Below are 15,845 nucleotides of genomic sequence, written 5' to 3'. Positions count from 1 at the left end.
ACCATGGCGAGCAGTGTGCCGACCGGCCATTCCTCGGACCTCGACTGGTTGCTGAGCGGACTCGTCCAGCGGGTCCCCTACACCCGTAACGCCGTCCTGCTCTCCTCCGACGGGCTGGTGAAATCCGTCCACGGCCTCGACCCCGACGCCGCCGACCACATGGCCGCCCTGGCCTCCGGCCTCTACTCCCTCGGGCGCAGCGCGGGCGCCCGGTTCGGCGACGGCGGCGAGGTCCGCCAGGTCGTCGTGGAACTCGACTCCACCCTCCTCTTCGTCTCCACCGCGGGCTCCGGCACCTGCCTCGCGGTCCTCGCCGGACGGGAGGCGGACGCGGCCGTCCTCGGATACGAGATGGCGATGCTGGTCAAGAGCGTCCGGCCCTACCTGGTGACTCCCGCGCGGCAGGCGGCCGGTGCGATGGGCGGCTACGGACAGCCCGCGTGACCTTGCCCCCGGAAGGGCCCTGGCTCGACGACGCGGCGGGTCGGCTGATCCGCCCGTACACCGTCAGCGGGGGCCGGACCGAGCCGACCACCGCACTGGACCTGCTGTCCATGGTGATGGCGACCGGAGCGTCGCCGCAGGCCCACCTGGGGCCCGAGCACAGCCTGGCCCTCGGGCTGTGCGAGGCGCCCACCTCGGTGGCCGAGATCGCGGCGCACCTGCGCCTCCCGGCCGTGGTCACCAAGATCCTTCTCTCCGACCTCGTGGACTGCGGCGCGCTCACCGCCCGCGCGCCGCTGCACCACGCCCATCCGACCGACCGTTCCTTGCTGGAGGCAGTGCTCGATGGCCTACGACGACGGCTCTGAGCGCCACGAAAAGCCCGCGACCGACACCTTCCCCACCGCGCTGAAGATCCTGGTGGCGGGCGGTTTCGGCGTGGGCAAGACCACCCTCGTGGGTGCCGTCAGCGAGATCGCGCCGCTGAGCACCGAGGAACTGCTGACCTCGATCAGCGTGGCCACCGACAGCCTGGTGGGGGTGGAGTCCAAGACGACGACCACCGTCGCGATGGACTTCGGCCGGATCACGCTCGACGACCGGCACGTCCTCTACCTCTTCGGGACCCCGGGACAGGAGCGCTTCTGGTTCATGTGGGACGAGCTCTCCGAGGGTGCCCTCGGAGCGGTCGTGCTGGTCGACACCCGCAGGCTCCAGGACTGCTTCTCGGCGGTGGACTTCTTCGAACGCCGGGGCATCCAGTTCGTCGTCGCGGTCAACGAGTTCGACGGTGCGTTCCGGTACGAACCGGACGAGGTGCGGGCCGCGCTCGACCTCAGGCCGGAGGTGCCGGTCGTGCTCTGCGACGCCCGTACGTCCAGCTCCGGCATCCGCACCCTGCTGACCCTCGTCCAGTACCTGCTCGCCGCCCTCCCGGCCGGTGCGCCGAGCTACGGAGCCATGCCATGACGTACGACCCCACGTGCCACCTGCTGCTGACCCCGGTGGACAGGGAGGCGCCGGTCCGCGCCCGGCGACTGCGCGAGCTGGGCCTCGGGGAACGCGCGGACCCGGCGTTCGACGCGTTCGCGCAGCGGCTCGCCGAAGTGACCGGGGCGCCTTTCTCGATGGTCAACTTCATCGACGAGAACCGGCAGTTCTTCGCGGGGCTCCACACCCCCGAGGGCACCCTCTCGGGCAGCGACCTGGGCGCGGCGGCGGCGGGTGCCGCGGCGGCGGGCGGCCTGGGCCGCCAGCTGGCCCGGGACCGGGGCTACTGCCCGTACGTGGTCGTCCGCCGCAAGGCGCTGGTCCTGGAGGACGTCTGCGACTACCCGCGCTTCGCGGGGAACCCGGTGGTGGACGAGATCGGCGTCCGCTCGTACATGGGGGCCCCGCTGATCGACCGCACGGGGGTCGCCCTCGGCGCCGTCTGTGTGTTCGACACCGAGGTACGGGCCTGGGGGCGCGCGGGACTGGAGACGATCAAGGCGATGGCCGCCGAACTGGTGGAACAGATCCACCGCCGCGAGGAGGGCCTGCTCTGACCCCGCCACCCCGCCACCCCGCCGTCCGGAAAGGGGTTCGTGACCACCGAGGAAAGTGCGGTATTGTTCTCATGCACGCCAGGCCAGGGAAACCCCAGGTCAGACGGGTAACGGGACGTGGCGCAGCTTGGTAGCGCACTTGACTGGGGGTCAAGGGGTCGCAGGTTCAAATCCTGTCGTCCCGACTTTTCGAAGTCGGAGATCAAGGGGCCGTTTCAGAGAGATCTGAAACGGCCCCTTGATCGTTTCCGGGGGCCAGCGGGGAAGCGGCTCGCCTCGGCCCTCGCAGGCGGGCCCTGAAGCGATCTTCTGCGGACCCGGGGCGCGCATTGCTGAGCGGTGGTCAGCGGGCCGTGGCCACGGCGACTGTGGGGCCACTCCTCGGCATCGGCCGTTCCCCGCACGGCCCATGCGCGAAGGGGGCCTGGGGCGGTCGGGCTGTTCGTTGGCTGCGCAGGGCCGAGACAACGTGCGGGGAGCCGTGTCCGGCGTCCAGTACGACCAGGACCTCCGGATCACCCAGCCGCCACTGGTCGGCGGCATTGCGGCGAGTCGTCGAGCGCGGGGGTGCCTCGTTGGTCGCTGGGCGGGGCGGATGCCAGGCCACGACCTGGATCCTGCCCGCGCGCGGGCAGGCCGCGACGGAGCTTCTCGCGCGTGGGACCCCTCCGCCCTCTGGTCCCGGGCGGATTTCCGTACGCTTCTCCTCCGGGCGGTACCCGCCGTCCGACGCGTCCACCGGCATCCCGTCGCTCCCGGCTCCCCGTCAGGCGGTGAGGTGCTCACCGGAGAACGCGGCGAGGTGACCGACCACGGACGTCACATGGGCACCTTTGCCGCACAGGTCGTTGAGGGACGCTCCCTCGATCCGGTGCGGTTCCTCGGGGTCCAGGCCCTGCTCGTGAGTGCCCGTGACCCCGAAGCCCGGCTGCGGGATGCGGCCACTCGCAGCGGCATCACCGAGCGGGCCAAGCGGAACGTCATCGCTGAACTCGTCTCGGCTCGGCGCAGGGTCGACGCGTCGACTCCGCGGGCTCACCATCCCGACGGCTTCATGGTGCCCAGGGCCCGGGTGACGGTGATCTCGATGACGACCCGGTCGGGGTTCACACGGGGTGTCTTGTACCGCTCGGCGTACCGGCGCTCGGCGTCCGCCACCGAGGCGGGGTCGTCCTTGACGACGGCGGTGCCCTCAAGGGTGCACCAGCGGCGGCCGTCCACCTGGCTCACCGCGACCCGGGCCTCCCGGCTCGTCGCCAGGGCGGCGCGGATGTTGCGGGTCTTGGTGTTCTTCCCGTCGGTGATGACGCGGGCGATCCGCGTCCCGGGGTCGTAGGTGACCCCGACGGGGGTGACATGGGGGGTGCCGTCGGCCCGCAGGGTGGTGAGGAAGCAGACACGGCGCTCCCGCCAGAACTCGTCGCCTTCCGCGGAAGGCTGTGGTGCGTCGGCGGGCAACGGCTGCTCCTTGCTGTCCTGCGATCGGATCGACGCCTCGACCGTACCCGGCTGGTGGACTGCCGTCTCGCCTGGCCCGGCTGGACACGGCGCTGGAAGTCGCACCCGTCCGTGAGGGGGCGGGCGGAAGCGCGACGAGCCGGGACCAGGGCCGTGCAGCCGCGCCACCTGATCGCGGGCCTCTCTTCCTCCCTCGGACTGTTCACGGGCCTTGCGTCCGTGGACCTGCCGACGGGTCGTACCTGGGCGAGCGTCACCGATCTCGTCACGTCACCGCAGGCCAGAAGCCTGGCCAGGCGGGGTGGGTAGCCGCACCACACGTGAAGGCGGGCCGCACGCGGCACTCACGGACCCCGCCGATCCCCGAAGGCCAACCGCACCTACCCGCGCGGACGCGGTATCACCGCGATCATCCCGGAGAAGAGCGACCAGGACGCGAACCGAGGTCAAGGCCTGGCGCGGACTCGACACCCGCTACGACAAGTGCCCGGCAGGCTACGCACCGGGACTCCACCTCAGAGGGTTCAGGTCATGTGGCTCAAGCGCATCAGCTCAGCCACATGACCTGAATCCTGCACAGCTCCCAGCCGCCGGGTGTACCACTCACCCGTGCCCCGGGCCGCCCCGCGTTTCACCGCGTACGGGGACGGAAACCCCGTCGTCATCGTCTACTCGGGCGAAACGTACAACCACACCGAGCTGCGCGCGGAACTCGTCTCACGGGGCCACCGCCTCACCACCGGCTCCGACACCGAGGCCGTCCTCCGCGGCTACCTGGAGTGGGGCGAGGCCGCCGCCGAACGCCTCAACGGCATGTGTGCCTGCGCGATATGGGACGAGCATCTCCAACGGCTCGTCATGATCCGCGACCGGACGGGCATCAAACCCCTCTACCACCACCCCACCCCCGACGGCGTCCTGTTCGGCTCCGAACCGAAAGCGATCCTCGCCAATCCGCTCGCCGCCCGCAAGGCCGGCCTCGACGGCCTCCGCGAGCTGTTCGCCTTCGTCAAGACCCCCGGCCACGCCGTCTGGGAAGGGACGCGCGAGATCGAGCCCGGCACCGTCGTCACCGTCGCCCGGAGCGGACCGCACCGACACGTCTACTGGTCACTGCGCACCCGCACCCGCGCCCACACCGACGACCGCGACACCACGATCGCGCACGTCCGCACCCTCCTCGACGACATCGTCCGCCGCCGGCTCGTCTCCGACGTGCCGCGCTGCACCCTGCTCTCCGGCGGCCTGGACTCCTCGGCGATGACCGCGCTCGCCGCCCTCCAGCTGGCCGGACACGGCGAGAAGGTACGCGGCTTCGCCGTCGACTTCGCCGGCCGCACCGAGAACTCCGTCGCCGACGAACTGCGCGCCACCCCCGACACCCCCTACGTGCACGACGTGGCCCGCGCCTCCGGCACCGAACACGGCGAGCGTGCCGGACAGCGAAGAGTTCTGGACGCGGTGCGTGGCGGCAGCGCTCGGCGACGAGAAGTCACGAGGCGACGTGCTGACAGACGGGTCACGGAGTGCCGGACCTCCTCGGCCTCCCCGCGTACGGCAGGTGCCGGTACTCCTGCGAGGAGATGCCCGCCGCGCAGGAGCAACTGATCGCCCCGGCGGGCGACCGGGTCACCGCCCTGCGTCCCGGCCGGGACTGGACGAGGAACTCACCGACCTGTACCTGCCCTGCCGGGCAGCACGATCCCTCGGGAGCGAAGCCGAGGAGGGCTCGGCGGAGCCAACGGGCAAAAAACGAGGGCCTGACGTGCTTGCTCACGGTGACCGGGCGCTCGATGGTCTTGAGGTCCGGAGCGCATCCCGGATGCTGACCTCGGCTTTTCCTTTGGCCTGGACTATTGCGGAGAGTGATCACGTCGGGGATGATCTCCCGCCGTGACACTCTTCCTCGGCGCCGTCCTCGCGGTGCTCCTCTTCGGGGTCTACCGCCTCCTGGCCAGCCCCCATCGCGCCGCCACGTGGGCCGCGGACCACTTCGTCGCCGCCCACCACGGGCTTCCGCCCCGTGAGGCACTCGATTCACGGCGCCCAGGCCCGCCCCCGGAGGCGCACCTCCAGGAGGAGCGGTGGGCCGTCGTGGACGCCGCCCGGGAGGGGGACTGGCGGACCCCCGCGCGTTACGTCGGCGATGCGGGCGAGGACTGGGACGAGCGCTGGAGGAGGCTCGCGCTCCTCCAGCAGGTCGCCGAGGAGGACGACGCCTGGCTCGACGCCTGGCGCACCGCCGTACCGGACGACTGCGACGCCGCGACCCTCCACGCGAGCCTGATGGTCCACCGGGCATGGGCGATCCGGGGCAGCGGGTACGCCCACGAGGTCATGACCTCGGACATGGAGCGCTTCAAGGCTCTCCTCCCGGCCGCGATCGAGGAAGCACGCGAGGCGGCGCTGCTCGACCCCGCGAACCCCGGTCCCTGGGTCGTCATGATCACGGCGGCTCGCGGGGCGCAGTACCGTCCCGTGGCGTTCCGGCCCCTCTGGGACGGGCTCGTCGCCCGTGCGCCGTACCACTACGAGGGACACTGGCAGGCGCTCCAGTACTGGTGTGCCAAGTGGTTCGGCAGCGACCGCCGTATGCTCCGGTTCGCCCGCCGAGCGGTGCGGAAGGCTCCGTCCGGCAGTCCGCTCGCCGGGATCTACCTGCACGCCCTCGACGAGCTCTCCGAGAGGTCGTCCTTCAGTGCCGTGCCCGTCACCCCGCTGTCCAGGAACACGCTCAAGCGGGTCGCCGCCTCCCTCGACCGGGTCGCTCCGGACGATGAGCGGCTGCCGCTCCTGAGGCACCTGCTGGCCCACTACATGCTGCGGTCGATGCTGTACGAGGGTGCCCTGGAGCAGTTCCGCCGGATCGGACCCTGGTGCGGCGCCCCGCCCTGGCGGAAGGACGGCAACCCGGTGGTGGCCTTCGAGAACGCCCGTGGGACCGCCGTGAGGCTCTCCCGCGCCCGTCCCGCCCCGGCCCCCCGGACCCACGACATCGTCCGCTGAAGAACGGGCAGCCGCCGGACGGGTGCGGCGCCCGCCACGGGGGCGCGGCGCAGGTGGTGCGTGGGCCCTGCGTCCCTCATGGAGAAAGACCTGCCTTCGCGTACAACCGTTCGTCCGGTCCGGGTGTCGTACCGGGTGGTGCGCAGGGATAGGCGTGCCGTTCCCGTCCGCTTCCGGGACTCATGTGTGCGCAGGTGGTGATGTCGGCCCTCCCGTGGGGTCCGCTGTGCCGCGTGAGGGCCGGTGTGGCGCGAAGGGAACGCTCGTGCCCGGCGCGAGGTCACCGAGGGACGGTCGGTACGCGTCCGCTCGGAGGTCCCGCGCGTTCGCTCCACCATGAAGCAGCCTTCGGAAGGTCACCCCGTACGTGAAGCACCACATCTCCGGCCGTCGGCTCGTCGCCGCGGTCCTCACCCTGTCCACGGTCACGGCAGTGACGGGGACCCTCGCCAGTGTCCCGGCCGCCGCCCTTCCCGTGTCGGCGGCCGAGGTCGCCGACACGGCGGCGCTGCCGGTCGACACCGACGTCGTCAGCGTCGGCGACACCGGCTACCTCACCTCCCGCAAGGACACCGACGGCAGGACCGTCCTGGAATGGCGCGGGACGGACGGCTCGGTCGAGCCGGTCAGCGGCACCACCGGCCACGACAGCAGGTCCGACTTCGTCGTCACGACAGAAGGCGGCAGCACGATCACCGTACGGGACATGACGGCCCCCGCCGCCTCGCCCGTCACCGTCGACCTCGCCACCGAGTTCGCCGCCGGGGCCGAGCTGGTCGGCACGACGGGCAACAACCTGTTCGTACAGGTTCCCCGAGCGGGGAACCTGTACGACCTGTGGCTGTACACGCCGGACGGCGAGCGGACCAGGAAGGTCCAGGTCTCCGGATTCGGCAACCACCTGAGTTTCAAGGTCGTCGCATCCGCCGGGAACGAGGCGCTCGTCCTCGTCACCACCCGGTACGCGTCGGGGGTGATGTTCCGCGACCAGGACTCACTGGCGTCGGTCGACTTCGTCCACGGCCGGTCCCTGCGGCAGCTGAGGGACACCGGCAAGCTGGTGACCGACGCCTCGGGCGCCCTCACCCACGACTACACCGCCCGCGTCGAACACCGGGCCGAGGGCAACAGGATCGTCGTCGACAGGACCGGCAAGCTCCCCAAGGAGATCCGGCTCGACGGCCGCAGCCAGAAGGCCGTCGTCGTCGGCATCGTCGGTGACGTGCTGCTGTACGGCGTCCCGGGCGAGGCCGCCGGAAACTCGGTCAATCCGCTGTACGCCGTGGACCTCTCCAGGTCGGACGCCCGGCCCTACGAACTTCTGGAGCGCTTCTCCAGCGCCGCCCACGCCCCGGACGGCGCTGTGCACGTGCGTGGCGTCAAGAACGATGCCGACGGCGTGTACCGGCTGTCCGACGGATTCCAGGGCGGCGTCCCCGTAGTGACCGAGGTCGCGAGCACGGGCCGCGACCTCGCCGTCACCGTCCTGGACTCGAAGGTTCCCGGGACCGTGGACCTCCAGCGGCCGGGCACCCCGGTGCGGTGGGAGTGGACGATCTCGCGCTCCGCCTTCGCGATGGTGACGCTGACGCACCTGGGTACCGGCAAGAAGATCACCCTGCCCGGCCCGGACGACCGCTCCACGAATCCGGTCATGGAGTGGAACGGCGCCATCGACGGCGCCAGCGCTCCGAACGGCGCCTACACCTGGCAGTTCGTCGCCATCCCCGGCGGCATCGGCAGTGCCGCGCGCGCCTCCGGCACGTTCCAGGTCACCCGGCAGGCCAACCCCCACGACTACAACGACAACGGATCGACCGACCTGCTCGCCCGGGACTCCTCGGGCACGCTGTGGCGGGACGACCTGTTCGACGGCCCGGTGGACGGGCAGTACGAGTCCGCGGGCCGGACGGCCGTCGGCAGCGGCTGGCAGATCTACGACAAGATCGCCGGTGGCTCCGACCTCACCGGCGACGGCAGGCCCGACCTCGTCGCGACCGACCGCGACGGCACCGCATGGCTCTACAAGGGCACCGGCGACTGGGCCAAGCCCTACACCGCCCGGGTGAGCCTCGGCAGAGGCTGGGGCGTCTACAACCAGATCACCGCCGTGGGGAACATCGCCGGTGCCACCGCGGGCGACCTCGTCGCCCGCGACACCGGCGGCGTCCTCTGGCTGTACCTCGGCAAGGGTGACGGCACCTTCGCCGCGCGCACCCGCGTCGGCGGCGGCTGGAACATGTTCAGCCAGCTCGTCGGCGCCGGTGACGTCGACAACGACGGCCGCCCGGACCTGATCGGCTACGGCCCCCAGGGCACCTACCTCTACCGCGCCACCGGAAGCTGGGCGACGCCCTTCACCCGGGTGAGCACGCACCTCTACGGCAACCCCGGCGAAGGCAGCGCCTACTCCGGCATCGCCTGATCCACCGGCACGGCGAGGGAGCGGCCGCCCGGACTTCCCCGGGCGGCCGCTCCCTCCGCGTGCCCGCTCCTCACGTTGTCACGACGCCGCCTTCGCCCTCGGTCGCAGCGCGGCGAGCGGGAGCGCGGGCCCGGTCCGGTACGCCCGGAGGCGCTCAGAACCAGTGCAGGCAGTGCGGGGGGCGTTCCGTACGGAACAGCGCGTCCGCGAGTGCGACGGCGCCCGGACGGAGGGCCCGGACGTGTCTCGCGCGGACGAGCGTGCTGGGGGCGATACCGCCCAGGTAGAGCGAGCTCAGGTCGCGTACGTCCAGCGACAGATCGGGTTGCCGGTCCGTGGGGACGCACTCCGCCCCGCCCTCACGGACGGTCAGCAGATAGCGGCCGTGCTCGCCGAGGAACGGGTCCTCCACATCGAGGACGAGATCGCCGTCCGTGGACCAGCCGCGTGCGGCCAGGGCGCGAGGGACATCGAGGAGACGCACCCACAGCCAGTCGGTCCGATCGCCGACCTCGGCGGCGCGGAGGTCCGCGAACTGCCAGCGCAGCGGATGCTCGGGCGGGACGTGCCGGAACACGACCTGCGAGACCAGATCGTGCCCGAGCACGAACCGGGCCAGGGCCGTGAAGACCACGTCGTCGGTGGCGATGGTCTCGTCGACCGTCAGGGTGCTCCCCTCACCGATCGAGTAGCTGGCGTACCCGTCCGCCACCCCGTCGGCGTCCCGGTGGACCGCGATGTAGCGCGGTGCCGAGGAGACCGGCGGCTGCCCCGCTCCCAGCGCCCACCACCGGTGCGGCCGGGACAGCGCGCCGGGCTGGGCGCGGCGGTACCGGTCGTACACCTCTTCGATGATCGTGCCGCACTCGGCACGCCGCATCACCTCGACCGTGCCGCTGTCGGAGTCGGAAGCCGGTGCGCCGACCGACGCACCGGCCCGGGGCACCGCGAGGGCGGCCCGGTGCCGTGGCACCGTCAGACGGGTGGTGAAGGTCGCCGGTCCGTAGCCGAACCTGCCGTAGATCGGAGCCTCGGAAGCCAGCAGCACCGAGAGGAACTCCCCCCGGGCCCGGACCTCGGAGAACTGCCGCCGCATCATCGCGCTGAGCACACCGCGCCGCCGGTGCGAGGGCAGGACACCCACCGCGCTCACCCCGGTGACCGGAGCCACCCGCGGGCCGGGCAGGGTGAGTTCGAAGGAGTACGCGGAGGCGGTGCCCACGGGCCGACCGTCCGCCGACAGGGCGAGCAGACCGCGATCCATCTCCAGAGCCGACCACCAGCGTCCGCCACCCGCGACCGGGGCCTCCGGGAAGTGCCCGAACGCCGTGTGGACCGTGTCGACGACGACGTCCAGATCCTCGTCGGTCGTGGGTCGAATCTCCATCGCTGTCGCTTCCTTCCCGGGGTACCGGCACAGAGGGTCGTGGTGTTCGTTCACGGGAGCGGCGCCGCGTCCCGCTCCGGCGGACGGCCGATGGTCACCGCACCACGGAAGCCCTCCGGCGAGAGGACCGACATCGCGTCGAGCGACGAGTCGGACACCGGCAGGAGGTGGGCGTCGACCCAGGTGTCACCCGTTGTCGCGTTGGTCCAGGGGTCCTCGATCACGACGGCGCCGGGTACGACGCCGTGACAGAGCACCCAGTGCGGCACGTCGAATCCCTGCATCCCGGCGAGCGAGAGCAGGAGCAGCACGTGCTCGTGTCGGCCGATCGAGTCCCGGACCGTGCTCAGGGAGAGACGGTTCGGGTCGATGGGGACACCGGTGCGCTCCGCGTCCTTCCTGGAGGCGAGCTGGAGCACGGCACGCCACTCCCGATCGTTCTCCGGGTAGTGGTCGAGCATGACCGGCCGATCGGTGTCCAAGTGGACCCTGACCGGGGACGAGGGCCATGCCCGGCGCACGGCGACGCCCAGCCCGACGGGCTCGCACGCCAGGAAGTTGGTGGCGTCGCGCCACAGCGTCAGTTCCGCCTGCCGGTCCAGCGCCTCCCACTCCAGCGTCCCGGCGTGTGCCTGTGCGACCAGGGCGGTGACGGCTCCGCAGGTGAAGTGGGTGGTCTGCCCGTAGTACGCGGGTGCGGTCGTGACGCCTTCGCGCAGCCAGCGGACGTATCCGGCAGCCGGTCCTGCGGCGCCCTCCGACCGCGTCAGCGGGGGCGTCAGAGCGGTGAAACCGGTGGCGGCGACATCTTCGGGACGCGCCGTCCATCCCTCCCACTTGACCTGCGCGAGCCCTCGGCGGTCCGCGAGGGCGACGACCGCCTCCACGGCCGCCCGCACGTCGCCGACTGCGTCGACGATTTTCAGATAGACCGTGTCCGGGCGTGCTGTCACGAGCGCCGCGGCGGTCCACTCCTGGCCGTCGTCTCCGGGAACGACCACGAGCCGAGGCGCGTGGGCGGAGCGGTCGACGCCGTGCCAGCGCTCCGGCACCTCGTCGCCGACGAGCCGCACCAGCCCGGCCGGTGGGGCGTCGGGCTCGTAGCGGACGACGAAGCTCTCCACCGGGCGCTCGGGCTCGGCGGGCCGCGCGGGCGGTTCCTGACGGGGCTGCATTCCGGTGCTCCTGGTGGGACGGAGGGGGCGAGAGGAGGAGAGCGGGGGAGGGGGAGGACCCGAATCCGTGGGCGCGGACCCCGTGCCCTGCCGTGAGGTCATGCGCGGGACTTCCGGAGCACCCACACGAAGTACGGGCCGCCGACAAGCGCGATCATGAGGCCCGCCGGCACCTGGGCGGGAGCGACGACCGTACGGCCCAGGGCGTCCGCCACGCACACCAGCACACCACCGAGCAGCATCGCGACCGGGATCGAACGGCCGTGCCGGGCGCCCACCAGGGAACGGGCGAGGTGCGGGGCGACGAGCCCCACGAAACCGACGACACCGACGGCGACCACGCTGAGCGCCGCGAGCGCCGCGGCGATCGCCAGCGCGGTGAAGCGGGTGCGTTCCACCTTGACCCCGACGATGCGCGGGGTGTCCTCGTCGACGGCGAGCAGGTCGAGCCGACCGCGCATGGACAGCAGAACGGGAAGGGCGAGAGCGAGGCCCACCGCGACCGGAACGACGTCCGGGAACGTCCGGCCATAGGTGGTACCGGAGAGCCAGGTGAAGATCCGGGGGGTGTTGTACGGGTCCGCGCGCAGCAGCAGGAACGTGGTGACCGCGCTGAGGCCGTACCCCATGCCGATGCCGATCAGTACGAACCGGTCGGGCAGGAAACCACCGCGCCAGGTCAGCAGGGCGATCACCGCGAACGTGACCAGTCCCGCCGCGACCGCCACCACGACGAGTACCGTCCGCCCACCGGACAGACCCGAGGTCGCGACGCCCGCCGCGCCGAGACCGGCGCCCGCCGTGATGCCGAGCACCCCGGGCTCAGCCAGTGGATTGCGCACCGAACCCTGTACGACGCAGCCGGCCAGCCCGAGCGCCGCACCGGCCAGGACCGCGGCGGTCACCCGCGGGATCCGGTCGTCGAGCGCCTGGCCTATCAGGTCCGGAGCCGCGCCCTGGAGCCACAGCACGATGTCCCCGGTCCGCAGCCACAGGCTCCCCGCGAGGACGGCCACGAGGGCGGCTCCGGCGAGGAGCACCACCGCGCCGGACGTGACGAGGACGAAAGCGCGGCGCGAGCGGGCGGCGACCCTCGCGCGTGGAGGCTGCCGGATCTGCCCCGTGTCACGCAGCCGCAGGGCGAGGACCACGATCACGACGGAACCGAGCAGCGCGGTGGGCACGCCGGTGGGGATGGAAGCGGCCCCGTCCGCCCCCTGGACGGCACGCAGGGCCGCGTCCGCGAGCAGGATCAGCAGCGCGCCGAGCAGCCCGGCCGCGGGGATCAGGAAAAGGTGTCGGCGCAGGGCGCGGACACGCCCCGCGATCAGCCGGGCGAGGACGGGGGCGCCGAGACCGACGAAGCCGATCGGACCCGCCAGGGTCACCGCCGTGCTGGTCAGTAGCACCGCGCAGATCACGGCGGTCACCCGGGTGTTCCGGATCGGCACGCCGAGGGTCGACGCGGCGTCGTCGCCGAGGTGCATCACGTCCAGCCGCCGGGACAGCGCCAGAGCGAGGCACAGCGTCACGGCGACGAGAGGCGCGGCGCGTACCGACGCGTCGATGTTCAGCTGCGCCAGCGAGCCGCTTCCCCAGGCGTAGAGACCGGTCGTGTTCTGGTCGAACAGGATGAGGAACATCCCGGTCGCCGCGTCCAGCGCCATGGCCGTCGCCGATCCGGCGAGGACGAGGCGGGTGCCCGCGGTGCCTGCGGCGCGGCCCGAGAGGAGCAGCACGAGCGCCGCCGCGACGATGCCTCCCGCGAAGGCGACGGCGCCCGACGCCCACAGCGGGACGGTCAGGCCGAGGGCGGCGACGAGCGCGAGGGTGAAGTAGGCCCCGGACGTGACCGCGAGGGTGTCCGGCGAGGCGAGCGTGTTGTGCGTGACGGACTGGAGCAGCGCGCCAGCGCAGCCGAGGGCGAAGCCGACGGCGACGCCCGCGAACAGACGCGGCAGGCGCGAGCCGGTGAGGATCTCGCCGACGGGCGCCCCCTGGGCACCGCCGTCCTGCCCGGTGAGATGGCGCACCAGGTCGCCGACGCCGACGCCCGACGTTCCCTGTGTCAGGTGCCACACGCCGACGAGGGCCGTCGCCCCGAGGAGGAGTGCCAGGACGGCCGCCCCGGCGGCGGGGCCGCCGCCGAGCCCGGCGCGTGGCAGCGGCCCCGGCTCGGAGGCCACCGCGCGTACCGCGCTCACTTCTTGTCGAGCACGTCGACGTAGGCGTCGATCGCCTGCGCGCAGGAGCGCGGACCACCGGCGCCCCAGACCTGCGCGGGGAACGCGTGGGCACGGCCTTCCTTCACGGCGGGGAGCTTCTGCCAGATCGGGTTCTTGCCCAGCGCCGCGACGTATCCGCCCGCGGCGTCGTCGTTCGCGTAGAAGAGGTTGGCGTCACCCACGGAGGTGAGTCCTTCGACATCGGTCTGCGCGAGGCCGTAGGCGGCGTCCACGCCCCCGTCGCCGTGCTTCTTGTTCACGTCGCTGGTCCATGCCGGTGTCATGCCGAGTTCCTTGCCGATCTCGGTGAACAGGGCACCGTCCGCGTAGGGGCGTACGGTCAGGTTGCCTCCCTCCAGCCAGCCGTCGAAGAACAGGAAGTCCTTCGTCGGCAGGTTCGCGTCGGTGACCCGCTGCTTCGCCGTCGCGAGGTGCTGGTCGAACTCCTTGAGCACCTGGGCCGCCCGGTCCGTGCGCCCGGTCGCCTGGCCGATCATGCCGAACACCTTCCGCATGTTCCCGATCGGATCCTTGGGGTCCGCCCCCCGCGTGGCCATCACGGGGACGCCCCTCTTCTCCAGCTTCTTGATCATCTCGTCCTGGGCGTCGAAGGCCTCCACGACGATGAGATCGGGCTTGGCCGCGTAGAGGGTGTCGAGATCGGGCTCCTCCCGGGTGCCGATGTCCGTCACACCGGCGGGCAGCTTCTCCGCGCTGGTCCAGGTGCGGTATCCCTTGGCGTCGGAGACGGCGGTGGGGGTGACGCACAGCGTCAGCGCGTCTTCGACCTGCTGCCATTCGAGGACCGCTATCCGCTTGGCGGGCTTATCGAGCTTGATCTGGCGGCCGACGCCGTCCTTGAAGGAGACCGGCTCCGTCGAGGTGGCCGTGGTGTCCTGGGCGCAGTCCTTCGACGCGGGGGACGCTTCGGCGCTGCTCCCGGCCGTCGTTTTGTCGACATCGGTCGTTCCGCAGGCCGTTGCGGCGAGCAGCGCGAGTCCGGTCGAGGCTGACAGCGCCAGGCGCCGGGCACGGTTCATGAGTGTTCTTCTTTCACGGGAGACGTGGGAGACGTGGGAGACGTGGGAGATGGGGGAGATGGGGGAGACGTGGGTGATGGTGCGATGGGGGCGACACGGAGAAGGCGCGCCGGTGTCTCGGGGCTCGTCACGGACGGAGCGGCTGGTGCGGCTGGTGCGGCGCTCCGGGAGACGTACGCCGTGTTCAGGAGAGGTGACGTCCGAGTGGCTCGATGCGGAGCCGCCCTGTTCGGGGGTGGACGTCCACCTCGACGCGGATGTCGTAGACCTCGCCGATGTTCTCGGCGGTGAGAACATCGGCCGGTGCGCCGGCCGCGTACACCCGGCCCGAGCGCATGAGGACGACGGTGTCCGCGATCCGGGAGGCCTGGTCGAGGTCGTGCAGCACGATCCCGACCGCGATGCCGTGCTCCTCGACGAGGTCCCGAACCAGATCGAGCGTCTCGAACTGGTAGCGCAGGTCGAGGTGGTTGGTGGGCTCGTCGAGCAGTACGACACCGGTGTCCTGGGCCAGGCAGGCCGCGAGCCAGACGCGTTGCATCTCCCCGCCGGAGAGTTCTCCGACCTGCCGTCCGGCCATGTCGCGCACTCCGGTGACCCCCATGGCGCGGTCGACGGCGGTCCGGTCCTCGACGGTCGGTCCGGCGAAGCCGCGCCGGTGGGGATGTCGCCCGAACGCGACGACCTCCGCGACCGTCAGCCCCTGGGGAACGGGCCTCGCCTGGGAGAACAGCGTGACCTCGCGCGCGAACTCATGGGAGCCGAGCAGGGCCACGTCACGTTCGGGCTCTCCCCCGGGGGCGCCGAGCGTCACCCGGCCGCCGCTCACCCGGTGCAGCCGGGAGAGCGCGCGCAGCAGCGTGGACTTCCCGCTGCCGTTCGGTCCCACCAGGGCGGTCGCGCGGCCGGGTTCCAGGGTGACCGAGACGCCGTGGACGACGGGCTCGCCGTCGTAGCGCAGCACCAGGTCGTGCCCGGTGAGCGCGGACACCGGGGCGGAGGCAGGGGCGGTCGCGGTCTTCCCGGCGGACCGGAAGAGGCTTGTGAACACGAAGAGGTCCGGACGGTCGCAGGGGCGGGGGCTGCGGCAACCTCTGTCCGGTGTCACCGGACAGGCCGCGCGCTCGCCCACGCACGG

12 protein-coding genes, 1 tRNA gene and 1 pseudogene are annotated in these 15,845 nt (G+C 71.9%); 8 read left to right on the top strand and 6 right to left on the bottom strand.

Features of this window, described 5'->3' with window-relative positions; all coding sequences use genetic code 11:
* Positions 1 to 3 precede the first annotated feature (3 nt).
* From ACIO92_RS02605 to ACIO92_RS02585, 5 genes are all read left to right on the top strand, one after another.
* Entirely contained in the window at positions 4 to 444 is a 441-nt protein-coding gene (locus ACIO92_RS02605; protein ID WP_351791721.1) for a roadblock/LC7 domain-containing protein, read from the top strand.
* Complete coding sequence (locus tag ACIO92_RS02600) at positions 441 to 812, top strand: DUF742 domain-containing protein (RefSeq protein ID WP_366442927.1); 372 nt, start codon at positions 441 to 443, stop codon at positions 810 to 812. Before ACIO92_RS02605 ends, ACIO92_RS02600 begins: the two co-directional genes overlap by 4 nt.
* Positions 790 to 1,413, top strand: a complete 624-nt coding sequence (locus tag ACIO92_RS02595) for an ATP/GTP-binding protein (protein ID WP_366442928.1) — start codon at positions 790 to 792, stop codon at positions 1,411 to 1,413. The genes ACIO92_RS02600 and ACIO92_RS02595 overlap by 23 nt, the downstream gene beginning before the upstream one ends.
* The gene (locus ACIO92_RS02590; protein ID WP_366442929.1) at positions 1,410 to 1,991 is read left to right on the top strand and encodes a GAF domain-containing protein; all 582 of its coding nucleotides are present in this window, start codon (positions 1,410 to 1,412) and stop codon (positions 1,989 to 1,991) included. Before ACIO92_RS02595 ends, ACIO92_RS02590 begins: the two co-directional genes overlap by 4 nt.
* A 111-nt stretch (positions 1,992 to 2,102) precedes the next feature.
* Positions 2,103 to 2,176, top strand: a tRNA-Pro gene (locus tag ACIO92_RS02585).
* 850 nt (positions 2,177 to 3,026) lie between these two features.
* On the opposite strand, the gene ACIO92_RS02580 is transcribed toward ACIO92_RS02585, so the two are convergent.
* Complete coding sequence (locus ACIO92_RS02580) at positions 3,027 to 3,449, bottom strand: PPOX class F420-dependent oxidoreductase (protein ID WP_402281148.1); 423 nt, start codon at positions 3,447 to 3,449, stop codon at positions 3,027 to 3,029.
* Between the two features lie 645 nt (positions 3,450 to 4,094).
* Here ACIO92_RS02580 and ACIO92_RS02575 point away from each other — a divergent pair.
* From ACIO92_RS02575 to ACIO92_RS02565, 3 genes and pseudogenes are all read left to right on the top strand, one after another.
* Positions 4,095 to 4,910 (top strand): annotated as a pseudogene (locus ACIO92_RS02575) (asparagine synthetase B family protein); the annotation flags it as partial.
* A 432-nt stretch (positions 4,911 to 5,342) separates the two neighbouring features.
* Positions 5,343 to 6,455, top strand: a complete 1,113-nt coding sequence (locus tag ACIO92_RS02570) for a hypothetical protein (protein WP_402281150.1) — start codon at positions 5,343 to 5,345, stop codon at positions 6,453 to 6,455.
* 367 nt (positions 6,456 to 6,822) lie between these two features.
* Positions 6,823 to 8,880 carry an FG-GAP repeat domain-containing protein gene (locus ACIO92_RS02565; protein WP_402281152.1) on the top strand — a complete coding sequence of 686 codons (2,058 nt, stop codon included), beginning with the start codon at positions 6,823 to 6,825 and terminating at the stop codon, positions 8,878 to 8,880.
* Between the two features lie 154 nt (positions 8,881 to 9,034).
* Here ACIO92_RS02565 and ACIO92_RS02560 read toward each other — a convergent pair whose 3' ends face one another.
* The 5 genes from ACIO92_RS02560 to ACIO92_RS02540 form a co-directional block, all read right to left on the bottom strand.
* Positions 9,035 to 10,267, bottom strand: coding sequence for a GNAT family N-acetyltransferase (locus ACIO92_RS02560; RefSeq protein ID WP_402281155.1), 1,233 nt, complete (start codon positions 10,265 to 10,267; stop codon positions 9,035 to 9,037).
* A gap of 50 nt (positions 10,268 to 10,317) precedes the next feature.
* Positions 10,318 to 11,442, bottom strand: a complete 1,125-nt coding sequence (locus ACIO92_RS02555) for a peptidase C39 family protein (RefSeq protein ID WP_402281156.1) — start codon at positions 11,440 to 11,442, stop codon at positions 10,318 to 10,320.
* Positions 11,443 to 11,540: 98 nt separating this feature from the next.
* On the bottom strand, positions 11,541 to 13,646 hold the full coding sequence (locus tag ACIO92_RS02550; protein ID WP_402281158.1) for an iron ABC transporter permease: 2,106 nt from the start codon (positions 13,644 to 13,646) through the stop codon (positions 11,541 to 11,543).
* Positions 13,643 to 14,707, bottom strand: a complete 1,065-nt coding sequence (locus ACIO92_RS02545) for an iron-siderophore ABC transporter substrate-binding protein (protein ID WP_366445062.1) — start codon at positions 14,705 to 14,707, stop codon at positions 13,643 to 13,645. Before ACIO92_RS02545 ends, ACIO92_RS02550 begins: the two co-directional genes overlap by 4 nt.
* A gap of 184 nt (positions 14,708 to 14,891) precedes the next feature.
* Positions 14,892 to 15,758, bottom strand: a complete 867-nt coding sequence (locus ACIO92_RS02540; protein ID WP_402281161.1) for an ABC transporter ATP-binding protein — start codon at positions 15,756 to 15,758, stop codon at positions 14,892 to 14,894.
* Positions 15,759 to 15,845: the final 87 nt, after the last annotated feature.

Source organism: Streptomyces sp. NPDC087215, from assembly GCF_044744885.1.
Taxonomy (GTDB): domain Bacteria; phylum Actinomycetota; class Actinomycetes; order Streptomycetales; family Streptomycetaceae; genus Streptomyces.
Note: the sequence above shows the minus strand (reverse complement) of the source record. Positions and strands in the feature narration are given on the sequence as shown.

What these genes read in the sequence shown, in the direction of transcription:
- ACIO92_RS02590 (WP_366442929.1), top strand. Translation starts at nt 1,410, where the DNA reads ATGACGTACGACCCCACGTGCCACCTGCTGCTGACCCCGGTGGACAGG.
- ACIO92_RS02555 (WP_402281156.1), bottom strand. Translation starts at nt 11,442, where the DNA reads ATGCAGCCCCGTCAGGAACCGCCCGCGCGGCCCGCCGAGCCCGAGCGC.
- ACIO92_RS02605 (WP_351791721.1), top strand. Translation starts at nt 4, where the DNA reads ATGGCGAGCAGTGTGCCGACCGGCCATTCCTCGGACCTCGACTGGTTG.
- ACIO92_RS02595 (WP_366442928.1), top strand. Translation starts at nt 790, where the DNA reads ATGGCCTACGACGACGGCTCTGAGCGCCACGAAAAGCCCGCGACCGAC.
- ACIO92_RS02545 (WP_366445062.1), bottom strand. Translation starts at nt 14,707, where the DNA reads ATGAACCGTGCCCGGCGCCTGGCGCTGTCAGCCTCGACCGGACTCGCG.
- ACIO92_RS02560 (WP_402281155.1), bottom strand. Translation starts at nt 10,267, where the DNA reads ATGGAGATTCGACCCACGACCGACGAGGATCTGGACGTCGTCGTCGAC.